This window comes from Prevotella sp. P3-122 (assembly GCF_002251365.1).
In the GTDB taxonomy this organism is placed as follows: Bacteria; Bacteroidota; Bacteroidia; order Bacteroidales; family Bacteroidaceae; genus Prevotella.
This window is the reverse complement of record NZ_NPJH01000007.1, coordinates 84,133-110,313: the sequence shown is the minus strand read 5'-3', so window position 1 is coordinate 110,313 and position 26,181 is coordinate 84,133. Positions and strand designations below refer to the sequence as shown.

At 49.5% G+C, this 26,181-nt stretch carries 20 protein-coding genes; 15 read left to right on the top strand and 5 right to left on the bottom strand.

Going from position 1 to position 26,181, the window contains the following annotated elements:
* Window positions 1-85 precede the first annotated feature (85 nt).
* The 11 genes from CIL02_RS01665 to CIL02_RS01620 all read left to right on the top strand — a co-directional run bounded on the left by CIL02_RS01665 (window position 86) and on the right by CIL02_RS01620 (window position 12,787).
* Entirely contained in the window at window positions 86-838 is a 753-nt protein-coding gene (locus CIL02_RS01665; protein ID WP_094398747.1) for a shikimate dehydrogenase, read from the top strand.
* Window positions 839-875: 37 nt separating this feature from the next.
* Window positions 876-2,039 carry an AIR synthase-related protein gene (locus CIL02_RS01660; RefSeq protein WP_094398746.1) on the top strand — a complete coding sequence of 388 codons (1,164 nt, stop codon included), beginning with the start codon at window positions 876-878 and terminating at the stop codon, window positions 2,037-2,039.
* 16 nt (window positions 2,040-2,055) lie between these two features.
* Window positions 2,056-3,168: a peptide chain release factor 1 gene (prfA, locus tag CIL02_RS01655; protein WP_094398745.1), complete on the top strand. Its 1,113-nt coding sequence runs from the start codon at window positions 2,056-2,058 to the stop codon at window positions 3,166-3,168.
* Between the two features lie 4 nt (window positions 3,169-3,172).
* Complete coding sequence (locus CIL02_RS16205) at window positions 3,173-3,319, top strand: hypothetical protein (RefSeq protein WP_170934979.1); 147 nt, start codon at window positions 3,173-3,175, stop codon at window positions 3,317-3,319.
* Complete coding sequence (gene pyrF / locus CIL02_RS01650) at window positions 3,319-4,143, top strand: orotidine-5'-phosphate decarboxylase (protein WP_094398744.1); 825 nt, start codon at window positions 3,319-3,321, stop codon at window positions 4,141-4,143. Before CIL02_RS16205 ends, pyrF begins: the two co-directional genes overlap by 1 nt.
* A 166-nt stretch (window positions 4,144-4,309) precedes the next feature.
* Window positions 4,310-5,344, top strand: a complete 1,035-nt coding sequence (lpxD, locus tag CIL02_RS01645) for a UDP-3-O-(3-hydroxymyristoyl)glucosamine N-acyltransferase (protein WP_094398743.1) — start codon at window positions 4,310-4,312, stop codon at window positions 5,342-5,344.
* Between the two features lie 9 nt (window positions 5,345-5,353).
* On the top strand, window positions 5,354-6,745 hold the full coding sequence (locus CIL02_RS01640) for a bifunctional UDP-3-O-[3-hydroxymyristoyl] N-acetylglucosamine deacetylase/3-hydroxyacyl-ACP dehydratase (protein ID WP_094398742.1): 1,392 nt from the start codon (window positions 5,354-5,356) through the stop codon (window positions 6,743-6,745).
* Window positions 6,746-6,747: 2 nt separating this feature from the next.
* Window positions 6,748-7,518 (top strand): acyl-ACP--UDP-N-acetylglucosamine O-acyltransferase, encoded by a 771-nt coding sequence (gene lpxA, locus CIL02_RS01635; protein ID WP_094398741.1) that lies wholly within the window; start codon window positions 6,748-6,750, stop codon window positions 7,516-7,518.
* A 2-nt stretch (window positions 7,519-7,520) separates the two neighbouring features.
* On the top strand, window positions 7,521-8,438 hold the full coding sequence (gene miaA / locus CIL02_RS01630; RefSeq protein WP_094398740.1) for a tRNA (adenosine(37)-N6)-dimethylallyltransferase MiaA: 918 nt from the start codon (window positions 7,521-7,523) through the stop codon (window positions 8,436-8,438).
* A 39-nt stretch (window positions 8,439-8,477) separates the two neighbouring features.
* Complete coding sequence (locus CIL02_RS01625; RefSeq protein WP_094398739.1) at window positions 8,478-10,979, top strand: transglycosylase domain-containing protein; 2,502 nt, start codon at window positions 8,478-8,480, stop codon at window positions 10,977-10,979.
* Between the two features lie 71 nt (window positions 10,980-11,050).
* Window positions 11,051-12,787, top strand: a complete 1,737-nt coding sequence (locus CIL02_RS01620) for an AAA family ATPase (protein WP_094398738.1) — start codon at window positions 11,051-11,053, stop codon at window positions 12,785-12,787.
* Between the two features lie 69 nt (window positions 12,788-12,856).
* Here CIL02_RS01620 and CIL02_RS01615 read toward each other — a convergent pair whose 3' ends face one another.
* On the bottom strand, window positions 12,857-14,134 hold the full coding sequence (locus tag CIL02_RS01615) for an MFS transporter (protein WP_094398737.1): 1,278 nt from the start codon (window positions 14,132-14,134) through the stop codon (window positions 12,857-12,859).
* Between the two features lie 199 nt (window positions 14,135-14,333).
* Here CIL02_RS01615 and CIL02_RS01610 point away from each other — a divergent pair, with 199 nt between their 5' ends.
* Window positions 14,334-15,455: a porin gene (locus tag CIL02_RS01610; protein WP_094398736.1), complete on the top strand. Its 1,122-nt coding sequence runs from the start codon at window positions 14,334-14,336 to the stop codon at window positions 15,453-15,455.
* 48 nt (window positions 15,456-15,503) lie between these two features.
* Complete coding sequence (locus tag CIL02_RS15960) at window positions 15,504-15,692, top strand: hypothetical protein (protein ID WP_141210080.1); 189 nt, start codon at window positions 15,504-15,506, stop codon at window positions 15,690-15,692.
* 46 nt (window positions 15,693-15,738) lie between these two features.
* On the opposite strand, the gene CIL02_RS01605 is transcribed toward CIL02_RS15960, so the two are convergent.
* Entirely contained in the window at window positions 15,739-16,821 is a 1,083-nt protein-coding gene (locus CIL02_RS01605) for a hypothetical protein (protein ID WP_094398735.1), read from the bottom strand.
* A gap of 160 nt (window positions 16,822-16,981) precedes the next feature.
* On the opposite strand from CIL02_RS01605, the gene CIL02_RS01600 reads away from it, so the two are divergent.
* The gene (locus CIL02_RS01600) at window positions 16,982-18,169 is read left to right on the top strand and encodes an ATP-binding protein (protein WP_094398734.1); all 1,188 of its coding nucleotides are present in this window, start codon (window positions 16,982-16,984) and stop codon (window positions 18,167-18,169) included.
* A gap of 58 nt (window positions 18,170-18,227) precedes the next feature.
* The gene (nifJ, locus tag CIL02_RS01595; protein WP_094398733.1) at window positions 18,228-21,815 is read left to right on the top strand and encodes a pyruvate:ferredoxin (flavodoxin) oxidoreductase; all 3,588 of its coding nucleotides are present in this window, start codon (window positions 18,228-18,230) and stop codon (window positions 21,813-21,815) included.
* A 625-nt stretch (window positions 21,816-22,440) separates the two neighbouring features.
* Here the strand turns inward: nifJ and CIL02_RS01590 are convergent.
* Genes CIL02_RS01590 through CIL02_RS01580 form a run of 3 tightly spaced genes read right to left on the bottom strand, consistent with a single transcriptional unit; the run spans window position 22,441 to window position 26,136 of the window.
* The gene (locus tag CIL02_RS01590; RefSeq protein ID WP_094398732.1) at window positions 22,441-23,979 is read right to left on the bottom strand and encodes a peptide MFS transporter; all 1,539 of its coding nucleotides are present in this window, start codon (window positions 23,977-23,979) and stop codon (window positions 22,441-22,443) included.
* A gap of 44 nt (window positions 23,980-24,023) precedes the next feature.
* Window positions 24,024-24,767, bottom strand: a complete 744-nt coding sequence (locus CIL02_RS01585) for a porin family protein (protein WP_094398731.1) — start codon at window positions 24,765-24,767, stop codon at window positions 24,024-24,026.
* A gap of 22 nt (window positions 24,768-24,789) precedes the next feature.
* Window positions 24,790-26,136, bottom strand: a complete 1,347-nt coding sequence (locus CIL02_RS01580) for a LysM peptidoglycan-binding domain-containing protein (RefSeq protein WP_094398730.1) — start codon at window positions 26,134-26,136, stop codon at window positions 24,790-24,792.
* Window positions 26,137-26,181 lie beyond the last annotated feature (45 nt).

Below are 26,181 nucleotides of genomic sequence, written 5' to 3'. Positions count from 1 at the left end.
AACTATATATAATAATGTATAGTAGAATCGTTTGGAGACATAAGAATTTTAAATAAGAGTAGACAACAACATTTTTTAGGACATTATGGACAAATATGGACTTATCGGCTATCCGCTCGGCCATTCGTTCTCTATAGGCTACTTCAACGAAAAGTTCCAGAATGAGTGCATTGACGCAACCTATGAGAATTTCGAGATTCCCTCTATAGAGAATCTCACAGAGATACTTGACTCTAATCCAGAGCTCAAGGGACTGAACGTTACTATCCCGTACAAGGAGAAAGTGATTAGTTATCTTGATTCCATAAGTCCTGAGGCAAGGGCCATTGGTGCTGTCAACGTCATAAAGGTGAACCACAAAGGCAACAAGACAGAGCTCAAGGGCTACAACAGCGACGTGATAGGGTTCACACAGAGCATAGAGCCTCTGCTGGAGAGATACCACAAGAAGGCGTTGGTACTCGGTACTGGCGGTGCGAGCAAGGCCATCATCTTCAGCCTAAAGTCGCTTGGCATAGAGACACTTACTGTAAGCCGTTACGAAAGGCACGGATGTGTAAGGTACGAGGATATCACACCGGAAATGATAAAGGAATACAACGTGATTGTCAACTGTACGCCCTGCGGTATGTACCCGCAGACAGACGACTGTCCCAACCTTCCATACGAGGCTATGGACAGCCACACCCTACTCTACGACCTCATCTACAATCCTGACGAGACTCTGTTCCTGAAAAAGGGCAAGGCACAGGGAGCAACGGTGAAGAACGGTCTGGAGATGCTGCTGTTGCAGGCTTTTGCCAGTTGGAATTTCTGGAACTCTGATGCCGATAAGTAATTAACAAAAGCTATTTCACATTTACATTATTTTGATTATGGACAACCGATATATGATGCGCGGCGTAAGTGCGGCTAAGGAAGATGTACACAACGCCATAAAGAACATAGACAAAGGCCTGTTTCCACAGGCTTTCTGCAAGATAATTCCCGACATTCTGGGAGGAGACCCGGAATACTGCAACATCATGCATGCAGACGGAGCAGGCACAAAATCGAGCCTTGCGTACATGTACTGGAAGGAAACAGGCAACCTCGACGTATGGAAAGGTATTGCGCAGGACGCAATAGTCATGAATACCGACGACCTGCTTTGCGTTGGCGCCGTGGACAACATTCTTGTGTCCAGCACAATCGGACGAAACAAGATGCTGGTACCTGGCGAGGTGATTTCCGCTATCATCAACGGTACTGACCAGTTGCTGTCAGAACTCCGTGAGATGGGCATAGGCATCTATCCCACGGGTGGTGAGACGGCTGATGTCGGCGACCTCGTACGCACAATTATCGTAGACTCTACGGTAACGTGCAGGATGAGGAGAAAGGATGTCATCGACAATGCCAACATACGCCCGGGAGACGTTATTGTCGGTCTTAGCTCTACAGGCCAGGCTACATACGAGAAGAAATACAATGGCGGCATGGGCTCCAATGGCCTGACGAGTGCAAGACATGACGTATTTGCAAAGTATCTCGCAGAGAAATACCCGGAAAGCTTCGACCACAACGTGCCCGACGAGCTTGTCTACAGCGGCAAATACAAACTTACGGATGCTGTTGAGGGCGTGAGCGTTGATGCCGGCGAGCTTGTCCTTTCACCTACCCGCACCTATGCGCCCGTCATCAAGCGTCTGCTTGACGAGCTCCGTCCCGACATTCATGGCATGGTACATTGCACGGGCGGTGCGCAGACAAAGGTCCTGCACTTCGTTAACGACAACTGCAAGGTTGTAAAGGACAACATGTTCCCTGTGCCTCCACTCTTCAAGGCCATTCACGACTGCTCCGGCACAGACTGGAAGGAGATGTACCAGGTGTTCAACATGGGACACAGAATGGAGATATATGTACCGGCAGAGGTTGCGGAGAAGGTTATTGCCATAAGCAAGAGCTTCAATATCGACGCCCAGGTAATTGGTCACATAGAGGAAGGCAAGAAGAGCCTTACCATAAAGTCGGAGTTCGGTACTTTCGAATATTAATCAGCAAAATCATTTTATGTCAGAAAACAACAGTATACTACAGAAGCTCGATGGCCTTGAGGCACGCTACGAGGAAGTGTCAACCCTTATCACCGACCCGAGCGTGATTGCCGACCAGGAGCGATACGTGAAGCTTACAAAGGAATACAAGGACCTGGGCGATATTATGGATGCAAGAAAAAGATACATCGCCTGCCTGAACTCCATAGCCGAGGCAAAGGACATTCTGGCCAACGAGAGCGACCCCGACATGAAGGAAATGGCCCGCGAGGAGCTGGCCGTCAACGAGGAGCTGCAGCCGAGGCTTGAGGAGGAAATAAAGATATTGCTAATCCCCAAGGACCCTGAGGATGCCAAGAACGTGCAGATGGAGATAAGGGCCGGAACAGGTGGTGACGAGGCATGCCTGTTTGCAGGCGACCTGTTCCAGATGTACAAGCGCTATTGCGAGTCAAAGGGATGGCAGCTGTCTGTTACCGACGTCAGCGAGGGTGCCGTAGGTGGCTACAAGGAGATAGACTTTGCCGTTTGCGGCGCAGATGTCTATGGTACTCTGAAATACGAGTCTGGTGTTCACCGTGTACAGCGAGTGCCTGTTACAGAGTCCAACGGACGCATGCAGACGTCTGCCGCTACCGTTGCTGTTCTGCCCGAGGCCGACAAGTTCGAGGTGAGCATCAACGAGGGCGAGATAAAGTGGGACACCTTCCGCTCAAGTGGTGCCGGAGGCCAGAACGTGAACAAGGTGGAGTCCGGTGTCCGTCTGCGCTACATGTGGAAGAACCCCAATACTGGTGAGACCGAGGAGATACTCATCGAGTGTACCGAGACGCGCGACCAGCCTAAGAACAAGGAAAGGGCCTTGTCGCGCCTGCGTACGTTCATCTACGACAAGGAGCACCAGAAATATGTCGATGACATTGCCAACCGCCGCAAGTCACTTGTGTCGACCGGCGACCGCAGTGCGAAAATCAGGACATACAACTTCCCTCAGGGACGTGTCACCGACCACCGCATCGGCTATACGACCCATGACCTTCAGGGATTTCTTGGCGGCAACATCCAGGACATGATAGACGCTCTAACCGTTGCCGAGAACGCAGAGCGCATGAAAGAGGCCGAACTCTAACCTTATGGGCATAAGATATACAAAAACCGAGAAGGACGACGAGAAAAAAGAACGTACCGTTCCTGCCGAGGACTTCGTTAGCAGGCTGATAGCATCAGCACGAAAGAAAGAGACAATTATTGAATTACCAAAAACAGAAATAAAAAAGTAATGGACAAGCAGCATCTTATCAAGCAAATCAAGGATAAGAAATCCTTCCTTTGCGTAGGTCTCGACACAGATCTCAACAAGATACCTCAGCACCTGCTGAGCGAGGAGGATCCATTGTTTGCCTTCAACAAGGCTATCATCGACGCTACTGCACCCTATTGTGTAGCATACAAGCCAAACCTCGCATTCTACGAGGCGTATGGAGTAAAGGGACTGGTGGCATTCGAGAAAACCATTGGCTATCTGAAGAAGAACTACCCCGACCACTTCATCATAGCAGATGCAAAGCGCGGCGACATCGGCAACACATCGGCCATGTATGCCAAGACTTTTTTCGGAGAATATGATGTCGACGCCCTGACTGTGGCTCCATACATGGGTGAGGACAGCGTTACGCCATTCCTCACATACGAGGGCAAATGGGTAATTCTGCTTGCCCTTACGAGCAACAAGGGGTCACACGACTTCCAGCTTACTGCGGATGCCAACGGTGAGCGCCTGTTCGAGAAAGTGCTTGCGAAGAGTCAGGAATGGGGCAACGATGACAATATGATGTATGTCGTTGGAGCCACTCAGGGTGAGATGTTCAAGGACATCCGCAAGTATGCTCCCAACCATTTCCTGCTCGTCCCGGGTGTTGGGGCACAGGGCGGCAGCCTGCAGGAAGTGTGCAAATACGGAATGACCAAGGACTGCGGATTGCTCGTCAACTCCTCACGCGGTATCATATATGCCAGCAAAGAAGCAAATTTCGCAGAGGTTGCGGCAACCAAGGCAAAAGAACTGCAGCAGGAGATGGCTGTAGAGCTCGCTCGCATTGAATAACATGCAACCGGCCATTTCCTTAATGCCATTAAGACCAATCATCCAATAAAAGATATCACTTAGAGGGATAATATAAAAAAAAGAGCAAATATTATCCCTCTTCTGAGTATATTTGAACAAAAATTGCTATATTTGCAGCATATATAACAATTTCAATACAATAAATATGGAATTTTCAGCCAAACAGATAGCCCAGGTGATACAAGGCACCATAGAGGGCGATGAGAACGCCACTGTTCACACATTCGCAAAAATAGAGGAAGGACAGCCAGGTGCTATTTCTTTCTTGTCTAATCCAAAATATACTCACTACATATACGATACCAAGTCTACTATTGTACTTATTGACAAGTCGGTAGAATTGGAAAAACCATCACCAGCAACCCTTATTCGTGTAGACAACGCTTACGAGTGCGTAGCAAAACTTCTTCAGATATACGAGGCTGCCAAGCCCCGGAAGAGCGGCATCGACCCATTGGCAAGTATTTCTCCCAAGGCTACTGTAGGCAAGGATGTTTATGTTGGAGCTTTTGCTGTCATTGGCGACAACGCTGTCATCGGTGACGGTTGCCAGATTTATCCCCATGCCGTTATTGGTGACGGAGTAAAGGTTGGCGAGCAATGTCTCATCTATCCTAACGTGACAATATATCACGGTTGCGTTCTTGGCAATCGTGTGACCCTGCATGCAGGAAGCGTAGTTGGTTCCGACGGTTTCGGATTCGCACCATCAGCCAACGGCTACGACAAAATACCGCAGATTGGTATCGTCACAATAGAAGACGATGTGGAGATAGGCGCAAACACCTGTATCGACCGTTCTACCATGGGCAGCACATACGTCCGCAAGGGTGTGAAGCTCGACAATCTCGTCCAGATAGCACACAACACCGATATCGGCGAGAATACCGTGATGAGTGCGCAGGTTGGCATAGCAGGCTCAACCAAGGTTGGCCAGTGGTGCATGTTTGGCGGACAGGTAGGAATAGCCGGCCACATCACAATCGGCAACAAAGTTTTCCTTGGTGCGCAGTCGGGTGTTCCGAGCAGTTTAGGAGATAACCAGACACTTATCGGTACACCTCCTATGGAGAAACTTCCCTACTTTAAGTCACAGGCCATATTCCAGAAGCTGCCAGACCTTTACAAGCAGATAATGAGGCTTCAGAAAGAAGTGGACGAATTAAAGAAATCAAAATAACAATTATATATGGAAACAGCAAAACAGAAAACCTTAAAGGGTAGTTTCTCCCTTTTCGGTAAAGGATTGCATACGGGCTTGAGCCTTACAGTAGTATTCAATCCTGCACCTGAGAACTCCGGATATAAGATACAGCGTACCGACCTTGACGGTGCACCTATCATAGATGCAGTTGCAGAGAAAGTTATCGATACCCAGCGTGGTACCGTTCTCGGTGAGGGTAATGTCAGGGTGTCTACTGTTGAGCACGGCCTTGCCGCCCTCTATGCTCTTGGCATTGACAACTGCCTCATACAGGTAAACGGTCCTGAATTCCCAATCCTTGACGGTTCAGCCAGTCTATATGTTCAGAAGATCAACGAGGTAGGAATAGTTGAGCAGAACGCGCCCAAGGACTACTATATCATCCGCCACAAGATAGAGGTTAAGGACGAGGAGACCGGCTCTTGCATAACAATTCTGCCCGACGAGGAATTCTCCATCACGGCAATGTGCTCTTTCCAGTCAAAGTTCATAAACAGCCAGTTTGCGACCCTCGACAACATCAATAAGTTTTCCGAGGAGATAGCCCCTGCGCGCACATTCGTATTTGTCCGCGACATTGTTCCCCTTCTTGAGGCAAACCTCATCAAGGGAGGCGACCTCGACAATGCCATCGTCATCTACGAGCGCGAGGCTACACAGGAAAAGCTCGACCAGCTGGCCGACGTACTTAAGGTGCCACACATGGATGCCAAGAAGATTGGCTACATCCAGCACAAGCCTCTCATGTGGGAGAACGAGTGTACCAGGCATAAGCTGCTCGACATCATCGGTGACATGGCACTTATCGGCAAACCTATCAAGGGACGCATCGTTGCCACACGTCCCGGCCATACCATCAACAACAAGTTTGCAAGGCTCATGCGCAAGGAAATCCGCAAGCATGAGATACAGGCTCCTATCTACGACCCAAACGACGAGCCGGTAATGGACAACATCCGCATCAGGGAATTACTCCCACACCGCTATCCCATGCAGCTCGTTGACAAGATTATTTCCATTGGCGCCACGAGTATTGTTGGAGTAAAGAATGTCACCTCAAACGAGCCTTTCTTTGTCGGACATTTCCCACAGGAGCCCGTCATGCCGGGTGTCCTGCAGATTGAGGCCATGGCACAATGTGGCGGCCTGCTGGTGCTGAACCAGGTTGAGGAGCCCGAGCGGTGGTCTACATATTTCCTGCGCATAGACGAGGTTAAGTTCAGGCAGAAAGTGGTGCCGGGCGACACCCTTCTGTTCAAGGTAGAGCTTCTCCATCCCGTCCGCCACGGCATCAGCTCTATGAAGGGCTATCTCTTCGTGGGAGACCAAGTAGTGTCTGAGGCAACATTTACAGCACAAATAGTAAAGAATAAATAATTATGAACCAGATTAGTCCTTTAGCTTTCGTTCATCCCGAAGCCAAACTGGGTGACAACAACATAATAGGCCCATTCTGCTATATCGACCGCAACACCGTCATTGGTGACAACAACGTAATGCAGAACAGTGTGACAATACACGCTGGTGCCCGCCTGGGAAACAACAACGAGATATTTCCTGGAGCAAGCATAGCAACCAAGCCACAGGACCTTAAATACCGTGGAGAAGAAACGCTGTGCGAGGTTGGCGACAACAACAGCATCCGCGAGAATGTAACCATCTCACGTGGTACAGCCTCGAAGGGTACTACCATTGTCGGAAACAACAACCTGCTCATGGAGAACATGCACGTTGCCCACGATTGCGTTCTCGGCAACAACATCATTGTAGGCAACTCCACGAAATTCGCAGGAGAAGTGGAGGTTGACGACAACGCTATCATCAGTGCCGTCGTTCTCTGTCATCAGTTCTGCAAGATTGGAGGCTACGTGATGATACAGGGCGGCTGCCGCTTCAGTCAGGACATTCCTCCTTACGTCATCGCTGGCAAGGAGCCCACACGCTATTGCGGCCTGAACCTCGTAGGCTTGCGCAGGCGCGGTTTCAGCAACGAGCTGATAACGCTCATTCATGACGCCTATCGTCTGCTCTACTCCAAGGGTGTGCTCTCTGAGGGCATAGAGGAAATAAAGAGAAATCTGCAGATTACCCCAGAGATACAGTATATCATCGACTTTGTGTCATCATCCAAGCGTGGCATAATACGATAATAATGAAACAAAAAACCCTCGTTGTTGTTCTTGGGCCCACTGGTGTCGGAAAGACAGAGCTATGTTTGAGAATAGCGGAGCATTTGAATGTTCCTATCATCAATGCTGACTCAAGACAGATATTTGCGGAGCTACCTATTGGTACCGCGGCACCTACTCAGGAACAACAACGCAGGGTTCATCATTATTTTGTCGGTAATCATCACTTGGATGATTACTATAGCGCCTCCATCTACGAGTCGGAGGTTCTCCAGCTTCTCACTTCCATGTTCTCCAACGGTCGTGATACCGCCCTTCTCTCGGGTGGTTCCATGATGTATATTGATGCCGTTTGCAAAGGCATCGATGACATTCCCACTATCAACGATGATGTTCGTGAGGCAATGAAGAAAAGGTTAGCTAATGAGGGCTTAGAAGCTCTCGTAGAGGAACTTAAGAGGCTTGACCCTGAGCATTGGGAAATCGTCGACCGCAACAATCCACGCCGTGTTGTCCATGCGCTTGAGATATGCGTGCAGACCGGCCGCACCTATTCGTCGTTCCGTACCAATACCGTCAAGGAACGTCCCTTCCGTATCTTGAAGATAGGACTCGACCGCCCACGCGAGGAGCTCTACGACCGCATCAACCGCCGTGTGTTGCAGATGATGGCCGACGGGCTGGAAGAGGAGGCACGCCGCGTGTTACCCCTGCGCTCCTTCAACTCCCTGAATACCGTTGGCTACAAGGAGCTCTTTTCCTATTTCGACGGAGTGATACCACGTGACGAGGCCGTCAGGCAGATACAGTCCAATACGCGGCGCTATATGCGCAAGCAGCTCACATGGTTCAAGAAGGATAAGAGTATTAAATGGTTTTCACCCGAAAACATTGAAGAAATCCTAAAATATATCGACAATTCGATAAATTTTAGCAGTTAATTATTACTTTTGTACTGAAATCGCTAACATCAGTCAATTATGAACAAGGTAAAACGCTTTTTCAGCTTGTGTTACCGCAAGACTGGACAATTCATAACCTGGTACAAGAACCTATACAAAGGACGTCCATGGTACACGAAAGCCATTACGGCAATCGTATCCATGATAGTTCTTCTGTTTCTCTACCTTGGGGCGGTAGACATCAACTTCCTCTGGCTGTTCGGCAAAAGCCCGGGTTACTTCTCAGGCATCAGAGACCCGCAAACCAGTCAGGCTTCCGAAATCTATAGTGCAGACGGAGTGCTTATAGGAAAGTTCTTCAACGAGAACCGTACTCCCGTGAAGTACGATGAGGTTAGCAAGGATTTCTGGCGGGCACTAATCGACACCGAGGATGAGCGTTTCTATAGCCACATGGGTGTAGACCCCATCGGTATCTTTGGTGCCGTAAAAGATGCCCTGCTCCACCATGACGGCCGTGGTGCATCAACCATCACTCAGCAGCTGGCAAAGAACATGTTCCGCGTACGCTCGCAATACTCTACGGGATTACTCGGGAAGGTGCCGGGCCTGAAGATTCTCATTGTCAAGAGCAAGGAGTGGATTATCGCCACCAAGCTTGAGACCATATTCACCAAGGAAGAGATTATCACGATGTATGCCAACACCGTAGACTTCGGCTCGAATGCCTTCGGTATTAAGACGGCTGCAAAGACCTATTTCAACACCACTCCCAAGGACCTCACCACAGAGCAGGCTGCTGTGCTGGTAGGCATGCTCAAGGCCACTACATATTACAATCCATTGGCTAACCCTGAGAACAGCTTGCGCAGACGTAATGTTGTGCTTCAAAATATGGTTACCCACAACGACCTGACGCAGGAGCGTTGCGACTCTCTGATGCAACTCCCCATAAAGCTGGAGTATAAGGTAGAGAACAACTACGACGGCAAGGCGCTGTACTTCCGACAGGCTGTTGCCGACTACCTCAAGTCCTGGTGTATGGAGAACAACTACGACCTCTACAGCAGCGGTCTGAAGATTTACACTACCATCGACACTCGCATGCAGAAGTACGCTGAGGATGCTGCTATCAAACAGATGAGGCAGGTGCAGCGCAACTTCAGAAATCACTGGGGCAATAACGACCCGTGGATAGACGAGACCGGCAAGGTGATACCGAACTTCATTGAGGACATAGCCAAGCGGCAGCCATTCTACAAGTCACTCCTTGCCATGTTCCCCAATGAGCCCGATTCCATCAACTATTATCTCAACAAGCCCCATAAGGTAAAACTTTTCGACTATGAGAATGGAACCATAGAAATGGAGATGTCATCGCTTGACTCCATACGCTACATGGTGAAGTTCATGCACTGTGCCATGATAGCCATGGAACCTCAGACAGGAGCCGTTAAGGCATGGGTGGGCGACATCGACTATAAGTCGTGGAAATACGACAAGGTGACGGCGATGCGCCAGCCCGGTTCCACCTTCAAGCTCTTTGTCTATACCGAGGCTATGAACCAGGGGCTAACGCCTTGTGACAAGCGTCGTGACGAATATATTTCCATGCAGGTATACGATGCCAAGAAGCATGAGATGACCACCTGGACACCAGGCAATGCCAACGGTACCTTCTCCGGCGACTCCATGCCTCTGAAGAGTGCTTTTGCCAAGAGTATCAACTCCGTAGCCGTGCGTCTTGGCCAAGAAATGGGCATAAAGAGAATTATCGATACTGCACACAAAATGGGTATAAAGAGCCGTCTCGATGACGCTCCTGCACTGGCCCTTGGCTCCAGCGACGTCAACCTTCTTGAGCTTGCCAACAGCTATTGTACTATATCCAATAACGGCAAACATCATGAGCCTGTACTCGTAACCCGCATTGTCGACAAGGATGGTAACGAGGTATACAGGGGACCGGAAACAGAGGAGCAGGCGATTTCCTACAAGAGTGCATTCCTAATGCAGCAACTCCTCAAGGGTGGTATGCTTGAACCAGGCGGAACATCACAGAGTCTGTGGGGATATGTCGGCAACTTCAAGGACACAGAGTTTGGCGGTAAGACTGGCACCTCGAACAACCATTCAGACGCATGGTTTATGTGCGTCAGTCCAAAACTCGTTGTTGGTGCATGGGTAGGTGGTGAATATCGTAGCATACACTTCCGTACAGGCGCTCTTGGACAAGGCTCCCGCACGGCTCTCCCCATCTGCGGCTATTTCCTTGAGTCAGTACTCTCTGATCCGGCATTTGCTCAATATCGTGCTAAATTCGACAAGCCCAATGATGACAACATAACATCTGACATGTATACTTGCCAGAGCTATTATCATAGTGCAGTAGCTGACACTACCGAGACGGATAGTGCCATTGTAACTACAGAGGAGATAATACTCGATGAGAATGGTAATCCAATAGCAAGGCCCGTAAGGCAAGAGCCTGCCCAGGATGCCCAGCAGGGGGGCGGCGAGCAGAAATCGGAGAACAAGTCACAACGCAAGGAGCAGGTTGTGAACTTTGATGACCTTTAACAGTAGCATCATCCGTATAGTCAAGCATTATTGGCGAACAGGAAACATTACAGCAACAATGTAATAACGGCATGTCAGAAACGGAACAGAGCCTGATAGATACCGACAATAACGAACTACAGCAGGCATTGCAGATAATCTCCTATACCCGTCACTCGCTTTTCCTGACAGGAAAGGCGGGGACGGGTAAGTCCACATTCCTGCGACATATCGCCAGCACCACAAAGAAGAAAAACATAATCCTCGCTCCTACAGGCATTGCAGCCATCAACGCCGGCGGAGTCACCCTTCACAGCTTCTTCAAACTACCCTTCCATCCCCTCCTACCCAACGACGTACGCTACAGCGTGCGCAACATCCGTGACACCCTGAAGTACAACAAGGAGAAAGTAAAGCTTATCCGTGAGGTTGAGCTAATCATCATCGACGAGGTTAGCATGGTCAGGGCCGACATCATCGACTTCATCGATAAAGTACTGCGCATCTACAATCACAACATGCGTGAGCCTTTTGGAGGCAAGCAGATGCTCTTTGTCGGAGACATCTACCAGTTGGAGCCTGTACTGAAGGAGGAGGACAGACAGCTTCTCAGCCCGTTCTACAAGTCTGGTTATTTCTTCGATGCCCATGTCTTCAGGCAGATGCATCAGGTGTGCATAGAGCTCAGAAAGGTTTACCGCCAGACGGACAGACTCTTCATAGACATGCTCGACCACATTCGTACCTCACAGGTACAGAAGCAGCATCTTGACATGCTGAACACCAGGGTTGGCGCTGACATATGTAGCGATAGCAACCAGCTGTCAATTACCCTCTCTACCCTTCGCGACACAGTAGACCATATCAACCAGAAAAAACTTGATGAGCTGGATGGTGATCTGTCAGTATTCCAAGGACTCATAGAAGGCGAATTTCCTTCAAGCAGTCTTCCAACACCTATTGAACTGGAACTTAAAATCGGAGCACAGGTTCTTTTTGTAAAGAACGACAAGGAGAAAAGATGGGTCAACGGTACACTTGGAACAATCATAGATATCGACAATCACTCACATCAGTACATCTCCGTGATGACCGAAGCTGGTATTTCGTTTGATGTTGAAAGGGAGGTGTGGAGCAATGTCAGATACTCTTTCGACGAAACGGAGAAGAAGATTGTCGAGGAGGAGATAGGCACATATACACAGTTCCCCATCAGACTCGCATGGGCAATAACGGTGCATAAAAGTCAAGGACTGACATTCAACAATGTGAAAATCGACTTTACAGGTGGTGTATTTGCTGCAGGCCAGACATACGTGGCACTATCCCGTTGCCGCAGTTTGGAAGGCATCAGCCTCAGTAATGCTATAAAACGAAGTGACATATTCGTCAGACCAGAGGTTGTAGACTTTGCCAGAAACTACAACAACATGAATGTCATCAAGTCGGCGCTCTCCCAGTCCAAGGCAGACAAGCAGTACCATGATGCCATAAAAGCGTTCGACCAAGGGGATATGGGAACGGCTCTTGACAACTTCTTCCTTGCCATACATAGCCGTTACGACATAGAGAAGCCCATCGCCAAGAGGTTTATCCGCAGAAAACTCTCTGTAATTAACCAGTTGCGCAGGGAGATAGCAGAGTTGAAAGCATCTGCCGAAGAAAGAGAGAATTCCCTGAAACGTTTCTCAACAGAATATGTCATGCTCGGCAAGGAATGTGAGCGTGAAGGTATGCGTGATGCTGCCATCCGAAACTATGAGAAAGCCCTTGAATTATACCCCAGCCATCCTGTGGCAAGAAGGAAAATCAAGAAGTTGAAGGGGTAATGGGGTAATGGGGTAACCTTCGACCTCCTCGAACTCCTCAAACCCTTCGAATTCTTCGAACCCCTCGAATTACTGTTTCTTTTTACCAAATTCAGGGTCAATCTTGACAAGCGAAGCCACAAGGAAGGTGACTGTACAGCATGCCATGACGATAAGGAAAAAGTTCTGATAGCCGACGGTCTCCTGCAAGTCACCGGCGAACAGGCCAGGTATCATCATCGACAGTGCCATGAATGCCGTACAGATGGCATAGTGTGATGTCTTGTACTCTCCCCTACTATAATATATAAGGTATAGCATGTAGGCGGTAAACCCAAATCCGTAGCCAAACTGCTCCACGAAAACACAGGTGTTTATGATGAGGAAATTATCGGGGAGACAATAGCTGAGGTAGATATATACAGCATCGGGAAGCGTTATGGCGCATACCATTGGCCAGAGCCATTTTCTCAGTCCTCCCATTCCTGCGCAAACACCTCCAAGAATGCCGCCGATGGTAAGTCCTATCACTCCCACCGTCCCCTGAACGAGTCCGTACTCCTCCGTAGTGAGTGCCAGTCCTCCATTTGCGGAGCTGTCAACGAGGAACAGGGCAGACACCTTTACGAGCAACCCCTCAGGCATACGGTAAAGAAGCATGAAGAGAATACCAATTACGGTTTCTCTTACAGGAAACTTAGTCAGGAAGTCTTTGAGCAAGGATATTATGCTTTTGTCGTTCTCTGTAGCCTTTTGCTGTTGCTTGTCGGCAGGGCGAGGCAGTACGGAGCTATGCCAGAGCCATAGCAGTATGAACATGGCACATGTCCCGTAGAACATCAGGCTCCATGAAAGTGGAACGTCTAACCCGAAACGCGACTGCATAAAGCCTGCTATCATAATGAGTACTCCCTGTCCGAAGATGTTGGCGAAGCGGTAGAATGTGCTCCTTATTCCAACGAATACACTCTGGTCGTGCTCATCAAGGGCAAGCATATAGAATCCGTCGGCAGCAATATCATGGGTAGCACTTGAGAAGGCCATTAACCAGAAGAAACATAGAGTTCCCTGCAGCCAGAAATCAGTCGGAATTGTGAAGGCCACACCCCCCAATGATGCACCAACAAGCAACTGCATGGCCGTTATCCACCAGCGTTTGGTCCTAAGCAAGTCTACCAGTGGGCTCCACAGAGGCTTTATCACCCATGGCAGATAGAGCCATGAGGTATAGAAGGTTATGTCAGCATTCCCCAAACCTAACTGCTTGTAGAGTATCAGGGAAATGGTCATTACTGCGACGTAGGGTATACCCTCTGCAAAATAGAGTGTGGGAACCCATGCCCACGGCGAGCGGAATATTGATTTCATAAATAATTCATAATAGGCAAAAGCTGATGCAAAATTAATAAATAATTTAAACTTCGCATGTAGTTAAAAGGAGAAAAATGAAGATAAAAGGAGAAAAATGACGGTTTTGTTTTAATATTGGAAAACATTTTCCTTAATTTATTGTTCCGATTAGATAAAATTTCGTACTTTTGCAGAAATATTACAATTAACTAATTTTATGAGAAAGTTTATCATATCATCAGTCATTGCGTTAGCGTCGATGCCTACATTTGCCCAGGACAAGACTCCGGCATGGATAAATAATGTGAAGCTCTCAGGTTATGGAATGACCCAATACCAATACAGCTCACAGGAAGGAAGTGAGTCCAACTCCTTCAATCTTAGAATGTTGCGTCTTTCCCTTGAAGGAAGGATACTGGATGATTTCTACTGGAAAGCCCAGGTTCAGCTCAATGGCAACACGTCTACACTTGGCAACTCCCCACGTGTTGTCGACATGTTTGCCGAGTGGCAGAAGTACAAGTTCTTCCGGGTGAAGGCCGGCCAGTTCAAGCGTCCGTTCACCTTCGAGAACCCTATGAACCCCATAGACCAAGGCTTCATGAGCTATAGCCAGAACGTATCCAAGCTGGCTGGATTCAACGACAGGGCAGGCGGTCATGCCAGCAACGGACGCGATATTGGTGTTCAGCTGCAGGGTGACTTCCTAAAGAACAAGGCCGGACGTGAGCTGCTGCACTATCAGGTAGGCGTATACAACGGTCAGGGCACCAACGTGAAGGATGTGGACCAGCGTAAGGATGTCATCGGAGGAGTATGGGTGATGCCTGTCAAGGGAATGCGGATAGGTGTTTTCGGATGGGAAGGCAGCTATGCACGCAAGGGCACATGGACCGCTGATGACGGCACGGCGCAGAACGGCGTGAGAAGTCTCGACCAGCACCGGTATGCCATAAGTGGCGAGTATGTTGTTGACGATTGGACATTCCGCTCGGAATACATCCATTCAACGGGCAAGGCTTTTGCAAAGGCTCTCGTAAACACCAACGATGCCACATCGACAAACTGTGAGCTTTCATCGAATGGTGACAAGTCAGACGGTTTCTATGGACTGGTAATTGCCCCTATCATCAAGAAGAAGATACACGTAAAGGCACGCTACGACATGTACAGGCCAACAGCAGAATGGAGTAAGTCGAGAACACAATACGAGATAGGTGCGGACTACGTATTCCATAAGAATTTCCAGATAAATGCTGAGTTCGCCCGCATCAACGACCGCTCACTTGCTAAGCATAACTACAACATGGTCGACGTGGAAATAGATTTCAGATTCTGACAAATCCCTTTATGTTTTGCGCACAAATCTCAAACACTAATACTTATTATGAAAATATTTACTTCTAAGAACGGAAAACGTCATAGACACAGACATACGGATGACGCCGATGACTTCAAGCGTAGGCAGATGGCTTCAAAACGTAGAAAGGCCGTCTTTTCCAAACTCTTGTTCTACGCTTTATGCGTGATTGCACTTATTGTCCTTGTTGCCGTTTACTACGTATATACATCTTAAAAAGAAGACAACAATATTAGGCAACCTTAAGTTTCAGATAACCCTCCTACGGCATATCGCCTTCGCTCCTTGTGATGCGTAGGCGATATGTTTTATCATGGCAAATCCGCATCACTTTTGTAAAGACATCAAAAGCTGTAGGTACCGACAGCGCCACATGGCCCATGGTGCGCCGCAGGTTCAGCTCAACGCAAGGATGTAGCACCACATCATTGTTGCCATCCCTCACAACCATCATGTCAACACCAAAAGGCCCTGTGTATGAAGGCAGTATATTATCTTGTGCAAGTAAAGCTATATCCCGGGTAACACCCTCAACTATGTCCATGTCGATATACTTGGAAAGCATCTCAACCTTACGCTCCTCAGGCGCGATAATGTTGCCCGTATATGCTCCGTTCTTAGTCTCAAAAAGGGATAGCCCCTGATACTCCACCCTACCCCTGTAGGCATAAAACTCAACAGCCAGGTCCAACACCTTATTATATAGTGGCTCACGCATGAGGTAGCCCTGTCTTGAAAGAACGTTGGCTATCCATCCCCTGAGATGCTGGTCGGCCTCTCCGCTTTTGACATATCGCACACCACGTCCGCTACAGCTCCATGGCGATTTCAGTACCCAGGCCGCTTGTCCTTCCAATTCTTCAAGAGCCCCCTCAGTTGTAGTCACTACAGCAGCCTCGCCAACCAGTCTGGAGCTTGACGAGACAAGTGGCGACAGAATGTTCTCAGCCGCCCATGCCCTGCCGCTCATCTCTCGCCATCGGTCAAGCTGTGCGTCTTCAGGAAGAGGAACGTTCCCCGACAGTCCCCAACGGAGCAGCTGATGCTTCAGCACTTTGTTCCATCCCCATGGGCATATTGCGTCAATCTGTATATGGCCAAGAATATTACTCAGATGTTCAGGCTCAATAAAAACCGGACGACAGGAACCTATATGCGTACGGCGGAAAGCCTCCTTTGCCGTTTCCTTGTCCTCGACAAGTATAAGGTCGTTGTCATCCGCCCATAATGCAGCTATATATCCAAGGTCATGGCGCAGCTCCCTGGCGGCATGAGGGGGAGTAAACGGTATCTTGTCGGCAGCCATGGCCGTCTCGTGGTCTGGGTTGAAAATATGTAATTTCATGGTTGCAAAGTTACAGCCTTTTTTGCACTCAGACGAAAGCAAAAAGATTAAAAGTGCAAAAAAACTAAAAAAGCAAAGTTTTTGCAAACTTGACTTTGCAAATTTCAAAATAAGTAGTATCTTTGCACTGTATAACCATAAAGAACCAAGAATATACCCTATGGAAGCATTCTACCGGACCCATGCGTATCTCATAGAGCATACAAACGCACCAGTTCGTCGTACCCTTATGGACGAGATCGACTGGAACGACCGCTTGATAGGCATCAAGGGCACACGCGGTGTTGGCAAGACAACATTCCTGCTGCAGTATGCCAAGGAGAAGTTCGGGAAAGATGACAGGAAGTGCTTGTATATAAACATGAACAACTTCTTTTTCCAAGGCAGGGGCATAGCCGACTTTGCCGGCGATTTTGTTGCACAGGGTGGTAGGGTGTTGCTTATTGACCAGGTATTCAAGGAGCCTGATTGGAGCAGCCAGCTTAGGACATGCTACGACCTTTACCCAGAACTGAAGATTGTCTTTACAGGCTCTAGCGTAATGAGACTGAAGGAGGAGAACCCTGAGATTGGTGGCATAGTGAAAAGCTACAACCTTCGAGGCTTTTCTTTCCGTGAATATCTCAATCTGCAGACAGGCAACAGTTTCAGACCTTATACGCTTGACGAGATTATCAAAGACCATGAGCATATCATCAAGCAGATATTGCCAAAGGCAAGTCCGGTAAAACATTTCCAAAACTATATCCATCATGGTTTCTACCCCTTCTTCCTTGAGCACAGGAATTTCTCTGAGAACCTGCTCAAAACTATGAACATGATGATAGAGGTGGATGTCCTCTTCATAAAACAGATAGAGCTGAAGTATCTCGCAAAGATAAAGAAGCTGTTCTATCTTATTGCCGTGGATGGTCCAAAAACTCCCAACATCAGCAAGCTGGCCGAGCAGGTGGACACCAGCAGGGCAACGGTAATGAACTACATAAAGTATCTTGCCGACGCACGGCTTATAAACATCATCTACCCCGTAGGAGAGGATTTCCCGAAAAAGCCCACAAAGATAATGATGCACAATTCCAACCTGATGTATGCCATCTATCCGCAACATACTCTGAGGCAGGACGTCATGGAGACATTCTTTGTCAATGCGCTGTGGAAGGACCACACTGTCAACCAAGTAGGAAAAGACAACTACTATACTGTTGACGGCGGGCAGAAGTTTAGGATATGCGACGCACAGATGTCCAACAAGCTGAGATACAACAACGACACCATATACGTCAGGTACAACACCGAGGTTGGCCAAGGCAACAAGATACCCCTGTGGCTTCTTGGTTTCCTCTACTAAAGAAAAAATTGTTTTAACAAAACATCATAACATACTTAATACTTTTATCTATAACAAAATGGCAAAAGAAAAGAAATTTATGACTTGTGATGGTAATACCGCTGCCGCTCACGTAAGCTATATGTTTACTGAGGTTGCAGCCATTTACCCCATCACCCCGTCATCACCAATGGCGGAGCATGTTGACGAGTGGGCCGCAAAGGGACAGAAGAACCTTTGGGGACAGAACGTGTCAATCCAGGAAATGGAGTCTGAGGGCGGTGCCGCCGGTGCCGTACACGGCTCTCTGCAGGCAGGTGCGCTTACAACCACGTTTACCGCCTCACAGGGATTGCTGCTCATGATTCCTAACATGTACAAGATTGCCGGTGAGCTGCTGCCTTGCGTGTTCGACGTGTCAGCACGTACGTTGGCCTCTCACTCTCTGTGTATCTTCGGCGACCATCAGGACGTTTACGCTTGCCGTCAGACAGGTTTCGCAATGTTCTGCTCTGGCTCAGTCCAGGAGGTTATGGACCTTACAGCCGTTCCTCATCTGGCAACGCTGAAGACCCACGTTCCTTTCATCAATTTCTTTGATGGTTTCCGTACCTCTCACGAGTATCACAAGGTAGAGGTCATGGACATTGAGGACATCCGTCCGTTGGTTGACGAGGCCGATGTGAAGAACTTCCGCGACCGCGCCCTCTCTCCGGAGCGTCCTGTAACACGTGGTACCGCCGAGAACCCAGAGACATTCTTCACACACCGTGAGGCTTGCAACGCCCACTACAATGCCATACCAGACGTAGTAGAGCACTATCTGGGCGAAATCTCCAAGATTACCGGCCGCGAGTATCACAACTTCTCTTACTATGGCGCAGAGGATGCCGAGAACATCATCATCCTTATGGGTTCTGCCACCGAGGCTGCCCGCGAGGCCATCGACTACCTCATGGGTCAGGGCAAGAAGGTCGGTATGGTTTCCGTACACCTCTATCGTCCATTCTCCATCAAGCATCTCTTCGCGGCAGTTCCCAAGACAGTCAAGAAGATTGCCGTGCTCGACAGGACAAAGGAGCCAGGTGCCGAGGGCGAGCCTCTGTACCTCGACGTGAAGTCTGCATACTACGACCAGGAGAACCGTCCGGTAATCGTTGGCGGCCGCTATGGTCTCGGATCTTCAGACATCACACCAGCAAAGATTATCTCTGTTTACAACAACCTCGAGTTGCCAGAGCCAAAGAACCACTTCACAGTAGGTATCGTCGACGACGTGACATTCACTTCTCTGCCTGCCGTAGAGGAGATGGCACTTGGCGGCAAGTCCATCTACGAGGCCAAGTTCTTCGGTCTTGGTGCTGACGGTACCGTAGGCGCCAACAAGAACTCAGTGAAGATTATCGGTGACAATACCGACAAGCATTGCCAGGCATACTTCTCCTACGACTCAAAGAAGTCTGGTGGTTTCACCTGCTCACACCTCCGCTTCGGCGACGAGCCTATCCGCTCTACATACCAGATTACCACACCAAACTTCGTTGCATGCCACGTTCAGGCATATCTGAACATGTACGATGTCACACGTGGTATCCGCGAGAACGGCTCGTTCCTGCTCAACACCATCTTCGAGGGTGATGAGCTCGTCAAGTTCATCCCCAACAAGGTTAAGCGTGTGTTCGCTGAGAAGAACATCACCGTTTACTATATCAACGCGACAAAGATTGCACAGGAGATAGGTCTTGGCAACCGTACCAACACCATCCTTCAGTCCGCGTTCTTCCGCATCACGGAGGTTATCCCTGTAGACCTTGCCGTTGAGCAGATGAAGAAGGCCATCGTGAAGTCCTATGGCAAGAAGGGTCAGGACGTTGTTGACAAGAACTATGCGGCCGTTGACCGCGGTGGCGAGTACAAGCAGCTTGCTGTCGACCCCGCATGGGCCAACCTGCCCGACGATGAGGTTGTAGAGGATGCAGCTCCTGCATTCGTTAAGGACCTCGTTCGTCCTATCAACGCTCAGGCTGGCGACCTGCTGAAGGTTTCCGACTTCGTAAAATATGACACCATCGACGGTACATGGCAGAACGGCACAGCCCGTTGGGAGAAGCGCGGAGTGTCCGCCTTCGTTCCGGTATGGAATGCCGACAACTGTACACAGTGTAACAAGTGTTCGTTCGTATGTCCTCACGCTGCCATCCGTCCGTTCGTTCTCACCGACGACGAGCTCAAGGGCATCGATACACCGACCATGGAGATGAAGGCTCCTGCAGCCCTGAAGGGTATGCACTTCGTTATCGAGCCGTCTGTCCTCGACTGTCTCGGCTGCGGCAACTGTGCCGACGTTTGTCCTGGCAAGAAGAACAAGGAGACTGGCGAGGTTGAGAAGGCACTAAAGATGGTTGCCTACAACCCCGACGCAGAGGATATGAAGAAGCTCGCTGCCGACTGGGATTGGCTCGTTGCAAACGTCACCTCAAAGCAGGACCTCGTCGACATCAAGCTCAACCCGAAGAACTCCCAGTTCGCTCAGCCTCTGTTTGAGTTCTCTGGCGCCTGCTCTGGTTGCGGTGAGACACCGTATGTCAAGCTTATCTCTCAGCTCTTCGGCGACCGTGAGATTATAGCCAACGCTACTGGCTGCTCTTCCATCTATTCAGCTTCTATCCCGTCAACACCTTACACCACCAATGCCAAGGGTCAGGGTCCTGCCTTCGACAACTCTCTGTTCGAGGACTTCTGCGAGTTCGGTCTCGGTATGGTTCTCGGCAACAAGAAGATGAAGGAGCGTGTTGCCATGCTCTTCGCCAAGGCTATAGAGAACGAGGGCACGCCAGCCGAGTTCAAGGCTGCTGCTCAGGAGTGGATAGAGAAGCAGAACGATGCTGACGAGACAAAGCGTCTGGCAGCTGTTCTGAAGCCGATGATTGAGGCCGGTGCCAACGCCGGTTGCGACATCTGCAAGGAGCTCAAGACCCTCGACCACTATCTCGTTAAGCGCAGCCAGTGGATTATCGGTGGCGACGGCGCTTCTTACGATATCGGTTACGGCGGTCTCGACCACGTTATCGCCTCTGGCGAGGACCTCAACATCTTCGTTATCGATACCGAGGTTTACTCCAACACCGGCGGTCAGGCTTCCAAGGCTACTCCTCTTGGTGCCATCGCACAGTTCGCTGCCCAGGGCAAGCGCATCCGCAAGAAGGACCTTGGTATGATTGCCACCACCTACGGCTACGTATATGTTGCCCAGATTGCTATGGGTGCCGACAATGCACAGACACTCAAGGCCATCCGTGAGGCAGAGGCATATCCTGGACCATCACTCATCATCGCCTACGCTCCATGTATCAACCATGGTCTGAAGATCAAGGGCGGTATGGGTCGCTCACAGGAAGAGGAGCGTCGCGCTGTAGAGTGCGGTTACTGGCACCTCTGGCGCTACAACCCACTGTTGGCCGAGGAGGGCAAGAACCCGTTCTCACTCGACTCCAAGGAGCCTGACTGGGACAAGTTCCAGGACTTCCTCGATGGCGAGGTTCGCTATCTCTCTGTCAAGAAGGCATATCCTGCCGAGGCTGAGGAGCTCTTCGCTGAGGCCAAGAAAATGGCACAAATCCGTTACAAGTCATACGTTCGCAAGAGCAAGGAAGACTGGAATGAGTAAGCAAGCCAATACAATAAAAGTCCTTTAGACTAAATACCAAAGAGGGCGTGTCACAGCAGTTTGACACGCCCTCATTGTTTGTATGCTTTTGCCCTTTGCCTTCCCTTTGCCTTCCCTTTGCCTCCCCTTTGCCTTTCCTTCAGCCGGCGACCTTGGGTTCAGCCGGCGTTGCTACTGTGATATTTGTACGTCAAATTGTGCAATGCTTTGCGTTGGCTGATGCAATGCTTTGCGTTGGCAGATGCAAAGCTTTGCGTTGGCGGATGCAAAGCTTTGCGATGGCACATGCAATGCTTTGCGTGAGCGGTTGCAATGCTTTGCGTCTGAAAATGGCAAAACTGGCAGAGAAACCGTATATCCTTTTAGGATAAAAGAAAAGGGAGGAAAGACACACAATATGGGTCACTGTTGTCCTAAAAGAAATTACTCCCGAACCAATAAGGCAAGTATGTTGGGTGCGATATAGACATGAAATTGTAAGTGGGCCGTATGTTTCAGCATAGATATTGCCCTGTAAGAGCATTTGGCAGGAATACTTGCGTAGTCATGCTGTTATGTTCTTACAGGGCAAATTGTCAGACGGCCGATGATAGATGTAGAGCCATCAGTTGGCCAGTCGTTGTTTTTACTCGCTAACCTTGTCGAGTTTCTTGATGATAGAGAATATGAACAGTGCGCTAAGCAGACAGATGCCTGCAAGAACGCCCCAGATTACTGGCAGCGATACGTTCCATCCCCAGAGGAAGCCCGGTATCATCACGAGCTGATTGCCGATGGCTGTTGCGGCAAACCACAGTCCCATCATAAGTCCGGCATACTTCGGTGGCGCAACCTTTGTGACGAAGCTGATGCCGATAGGCGAAAGAAGCAGCTCGGCGAAGGTGAGCACGAGGTAAGTAGTAATGAGAAGATTTGCGCTGACACGTGCTGGGTTCTGGTTGTTCTCTATGGCAGCAGCCTGGTCTATCGGGTCGAGCAATCCCATAGAGCCTACAATCATGATGCAGAATGCCAGGGCGGCGACGAGCATGCCAAGTCCGATTTTGCGTGGGCTTGAAGGTTCTTTCTTCTTCTTGTTGAGCCATGAGAAGAGTGCCACGCTAACAGGTGTGAGGGCTACAACGTAGCAGGGATTGAACTGCTGGAAGATTGGTGCCTTGACCTCGATGCTTCCCTCGAGAGACATGTACTTGTATACAAGGAAGACGACAGCAAGCAGTGTGAGGGCTGCTCCAATGCCCTTTCCGCGGGCCGTTGTGCTCTGAACGATGCCAAAGAGACCGTAGACGATGAATATTACGGCCACGAGGTTGGTGACGTCGAAAGCCATGCTCTGCAGTCCCTCTGACATTGTCTGGGTATAGTCGCGTGCGAAGAGTGTCAGGGTGTTGCCGTTCTGATGGAAGGCCATCCAGAAGAAGATGACAACAGCAAATACCAGGCACAGGCATACGATGCGCTCTTTGGTCTCGGCCTTTGAGAGTTCCTTTACCTGTGCTCCGTCGGCAGCAGCCGCTCCCTTCTTACCCTCGTTTACGAGCACGTGCTTGTATGTTCCGCTGAATATGTAATAAATAGCTATTGAGACGATAAGGCTGGCGCATGCCACGGCAAAGGCATAGTGGTAGGACTCCTCCTCGCTTACGCCGAGAGAGGCCTGTGCCCATTCCATAATCTTGATGGCTGCGGTAGGCGCGAACATGGCACCGATATTGATAGCCATATAGAAGAGGCTGAAGCCGCTGTCGCGCTTGTCGGCATACTGTGGTGCGTCATAGAGCTTGCCAACCATAACCTGGAGGTTGCCCTTGAAGAGTCCCGTTCCGAGACCTATGAGCACCAGTGCCATACAGAGAGCTGCGATGGCAGGCGTGCCGGCTCCGAGAGGAATGGAGAGCAGCATGTAGCCGATGAACATGATGATGATGCCCGATGTCACCATCTTGCCAAAACCGAAACGGTCGGCTGCGATACCGCCAATGACGGGAAGGAAGTAGACCATCATCAGGAATGTGGAGTAGATGCCGCTGGCCGTGCCAGTAGCGAAACCGAAATTGGCCTGTAGATAAAGAATGAATACGGCCAGCATGGTGTAATAGCCAAACCGCTCGCCGGTGTTGGCCAATGCCAACGCATAAAGACCTTTGGGTTGTCCTTCGAACATAATGTTTTAGTTTTGATGTTATTAATAATAGTATATGTTATGTCTCATTGTCTCCTTGTACTGACAATATCGAAGAGATAGGCGAGCTTTACGGTTATCGTTCCGAAGTTGCTCGACCCGAAATAGTCTCGCTTGGAGTCACCGTAGATATTGCCAAGGCCATAATAGTAGCGTCCCTCAAGGAGGAAATGCCCGACCTTCGGATGGCTGAACTCAATTCCTGCTCCTGCCGCGATACCATAGTCGAACTTGTTCTCTACGGCCATGGTGTCCTGGGCGCATACGGGGTTCACCCTGTCGGCAGCGTTGCGGTCAGAGAAGTCGAAGTTGGTCTTGGTACTCTCGCTCATATAGATACCGAACTGTGGTCCGAGGTTGACGAAGAAGGCAAAGCCTTTCTGCTCCCTACCCCATGCCAGGTGTGCCATGAGCGGCACCTGTATGTAGTTTACCGTCCGGCTGTATTCCTCCGGCAGTCCTGTTGCCGTGTTTATTACTGGCATGTCGTTGACATCCACGATGTCCTCCTTCCATCCCATCTGGCTGTAGTTAATTTCTCCATACAGCGAGCAGACGGTGCTGAAATACTTCTCGCAGACGTATCTCACGGACAGTCCTCCGGTGATGCCGTTCAGCTTGGCTTGCGACACCTTTGGAGTGAAGCTTACGCTCGACATGTTCAGTCCGCCGTTGAAGCCGATGGCGAGGTCGTTGCGATGCTCGCCTATCTGCGCCGTCATGGCCACAGGGACGATAGAGAGTATTGCCGATATTATGAAATTCCTCATTAATGTGTTGAATGTGTTTTGGTCAATATGTTATCGACTCCAGTCCGTTGTCCTTAGTATAGTGTATGAGCATGAAACTCTCGTTCTGCATCCCTCCCGTAGGCATCCGGCGGAAATAGAGCGGGGTCTGCAGGGAGGTGTAGATGTCCTGGTCGCGCGTGCCCCAGAACTTCTCGCCGAACATCCTTATACCACGCACAAAATACTGGCAGTGGTCGTAGCCTGTCAAGGCAAACCTGGGCAGGGAATTCTGCATGTCTTCAGAGAACCACCTGCGGTAGCTCTTTTCTAATGACGTAGTCTTATAGTTCAGAGCGTTGTAGTAGAATGTCGTGGGAATGTATGTATCGAACTTGTGGAAATTGGCAAGCTGATACTTGGTGTACATCAGCCACTCGGTATATCCGAACAGAGAGATACTGATGTTGGGGTTGTTTGCCACGAGGCTGTTGAGCTTCGCCATAGCGACATTAAGCTCTGGCGATCGTCCGGTATTGAGAACAACCACGTTGGGCTGTGACTTAGAGAACGCCTTGGCGAACACCTCCTCAGAGTTGCGCAGGTTTGTGATGCTGTATTTCTTCCCCTTGTTCTCAAGCTTATTGCGCAGTCCGAAAGTGAAGATTCCCTTGTTGCTCGTGGTGTCGTTGCAGTCGATGAATACGGCATGATGGTTGGGGAACCTCTCCAGGAAAGCATTTATCGATGCGTTGTTAATCTGGTCCTTGGTCTGGTAAATCTGGAAGACGTTGACATTCTTCATTACCTCGTCGCTGCTGATGGAAAACGGTATGACCAGCTTGATGCCTTTTTCCTTGCAGAAATCGGCCATCTGCTTGACCTGGGGAGTATACAGAGGCCCGAAGATGATGTCGCAGTCGGCAGCTCCCGGCATTCCCACCACCTTGGCGGCATCCCCGTCAATGGGAAGGTTCCAAGCCTTGACGTCTGTGGAGATGCCTGCGGCCCTGAGTGAGTCGCATGCCATAAGAATGCCGCGATAATATTCTATCATCCGCTTGCCGTCGCCATCCACATTATGCAGCGGCAGCATTACGCCAATTCTCACAGGGTCTGTACTCTTCCTTGTACTTGATGGCTGTATTGGCGTCTGCTTCTGCTCTTCCTTTGGCTTGGCAAAAGGTATAAATATGGTATCACCTTTCTTCAGCTCGTAGCCCTGAGTTTTCATTACAGGGTTTGCGTCCATAAGCTCCGGCAGTGTAATGCCGTATTTCTTGGTAATGCCAAAGAGAGTATCCTTTTTCTTTACCTTATATATATCTTGCCATTTGTTTACCTGAGCCATGCTGCCAACAGAGAAGCAAAGTGCCAGAAGCAGCAATCCAAACCTAAAAATTTTCATCATAATATATATTTTTGATTGAATCAAGTGCAAAAATACAAAAAAAGT

What these genes read in the sequence shown, in the direction of transcription:
- nifJ (WP_094398733.1), top strand. Translation starts at nt 18,228, where the DNA reads ATGGCAAAAGAAAAGAAATTTATGACTTGTGATGGTAATACCGCTGCC.
- CIL02_RS01640 (WP_094398742.1), top strand. Translation starts at nt 5,354, where the DNA reads ATGGAAACAGCAAAACAGAAAACCTTAAAGGGTAGTTTCTCCCTTTTC.
- CIL02_RS16205 (WP_170934979.1), top strand. Translation starts at nt 3,173, where the DNA reads ATGGGCATAAGATATACAAAAACCGAGAAGGACGACGAGAAAAAAGAA.
- CIL02_RS01590 (WP_094398732.1), bottom strand. Translation starts at nt 23,979, where the DNA reads ATGTTCGAAGGACAACCCAAAGGTCTTTATGCGTTGGCATTGGCCAAC.
- CIL02_RS01605 (WP_094398735.1), bottom strand. Translation starts at nt 16,821, where the DNA reads ATGAAATTACATATTTTCAACCCAGACCACGAGACGGCCATGGCTGCC.
- CIL02_RS01660 (WP_094398746.1), top strand. Translation starts at nt 876, where the DNA reads ATGGACAACCGATATATGATGCGCGGCGTAAGTGCGGCTAAGGAAGAT.
- prfA (WP_094398745.1), top strand. Translation starts at nt 2,056, where the DNA reads ATGTCAGAAAACAACAGTATACTACAGAAGCTCGATGGCCTTGAGGCA.
- CIL02_RS01625 (WP_094398739.1), top strand. Translation starts at nt 8,478, where the DNA reads ATGAACAAGGTAAAACGCTTTTTCAGCTTGTGTTACCGCAAGACTGGA.
- CIL02_RS01580 (WP_094398730.1), bottom strand. Translation starts at nt 26,136, where the DNA reads ATGATGAAAATTTTTAGGTTTGGATTGCTGCTTCTGGCACTTTGCTTC.
- lpxA (WP_094398741.1), top strand. Translation starts at nt 6,748, where the DNA reads ATGAACCAGATTAGTCCTTTAGCTTTCGTTCATCCCGAAGCCAAACTG.
- pyrF (WP_094398744.1), top strand. Translation starts at nt 3,319, where the DNA reads ATGGACAAGCAGCATCTTATCAAGCAAATCAAGGATAAGAAATCCTTC.
- CIL02_RS15960 (WP_141210080.1), top strand. Translation starts at nt 15,504, where the DNA reads ATGAAAATATTTACTTCTAAGAACGGAAAACGTCATAGACACAGACAT.
- CIL02_RS01585 (WP_094398731.1), bottom strand. Translation starts at nt 24,767, where the DNA reads ATGAGGAATTTCATAATATCGGCAATACTCTCTATCGTCCCTGTGGCC.
- CIL02_RS01610 (WP_094398736.1), top strand. Translation starts at nt 14,334, where the DNA reads ATGAGAAAGTTTATCATATCATCAGTCATTGCGTTAGCGTCGATGCCT.
- lpxD (WP_094398743.1), top strand. Translation starts at nt 4,310, where the DNA reads ATGGAATTTTCAGCCAAACAGATAGCCCAGGTGATACAAGGCACCATA.
- CIL02_RS01615 (WP_094398737.1), bottom strand. Translation starts at nt 14,134, where the DNA reads ATGAAATCAATATTCCGCTCGCCGTGGGCATGGGTTCCCACACTCTAT.
- CIL02_RS01665 (WP_094398747.1), top strand. Translation starts at nt 86, where the DNA reads ATGGACAAATATGGACTTATCGGCTATCCGCTCGGCCATTCGTTCTCT.
- miaA (WP_094398740.1), top strand. Translation starts at nt 7,521, where the DNA reads ATGAAACAAAAAACCCTCGTTGTTGTTCTTGGGCCCACTGGTGTCGGA.
- CIL02_RS01600 (WP_094398734.1), top strand. Translation starts at nt 16,982, where the DNA reads ATGGAAGCATTCTACCGGACCCATGCGTATCTCATAGAGCATACAAAC.
- CIL02_RS01620 (WP_094398738.1), top strand. Translation starts at nt 11,051, where the DNA reads ATGTCAGAAACGGAACAGAGCCTGATAGATACCGACAATAACGAACTA.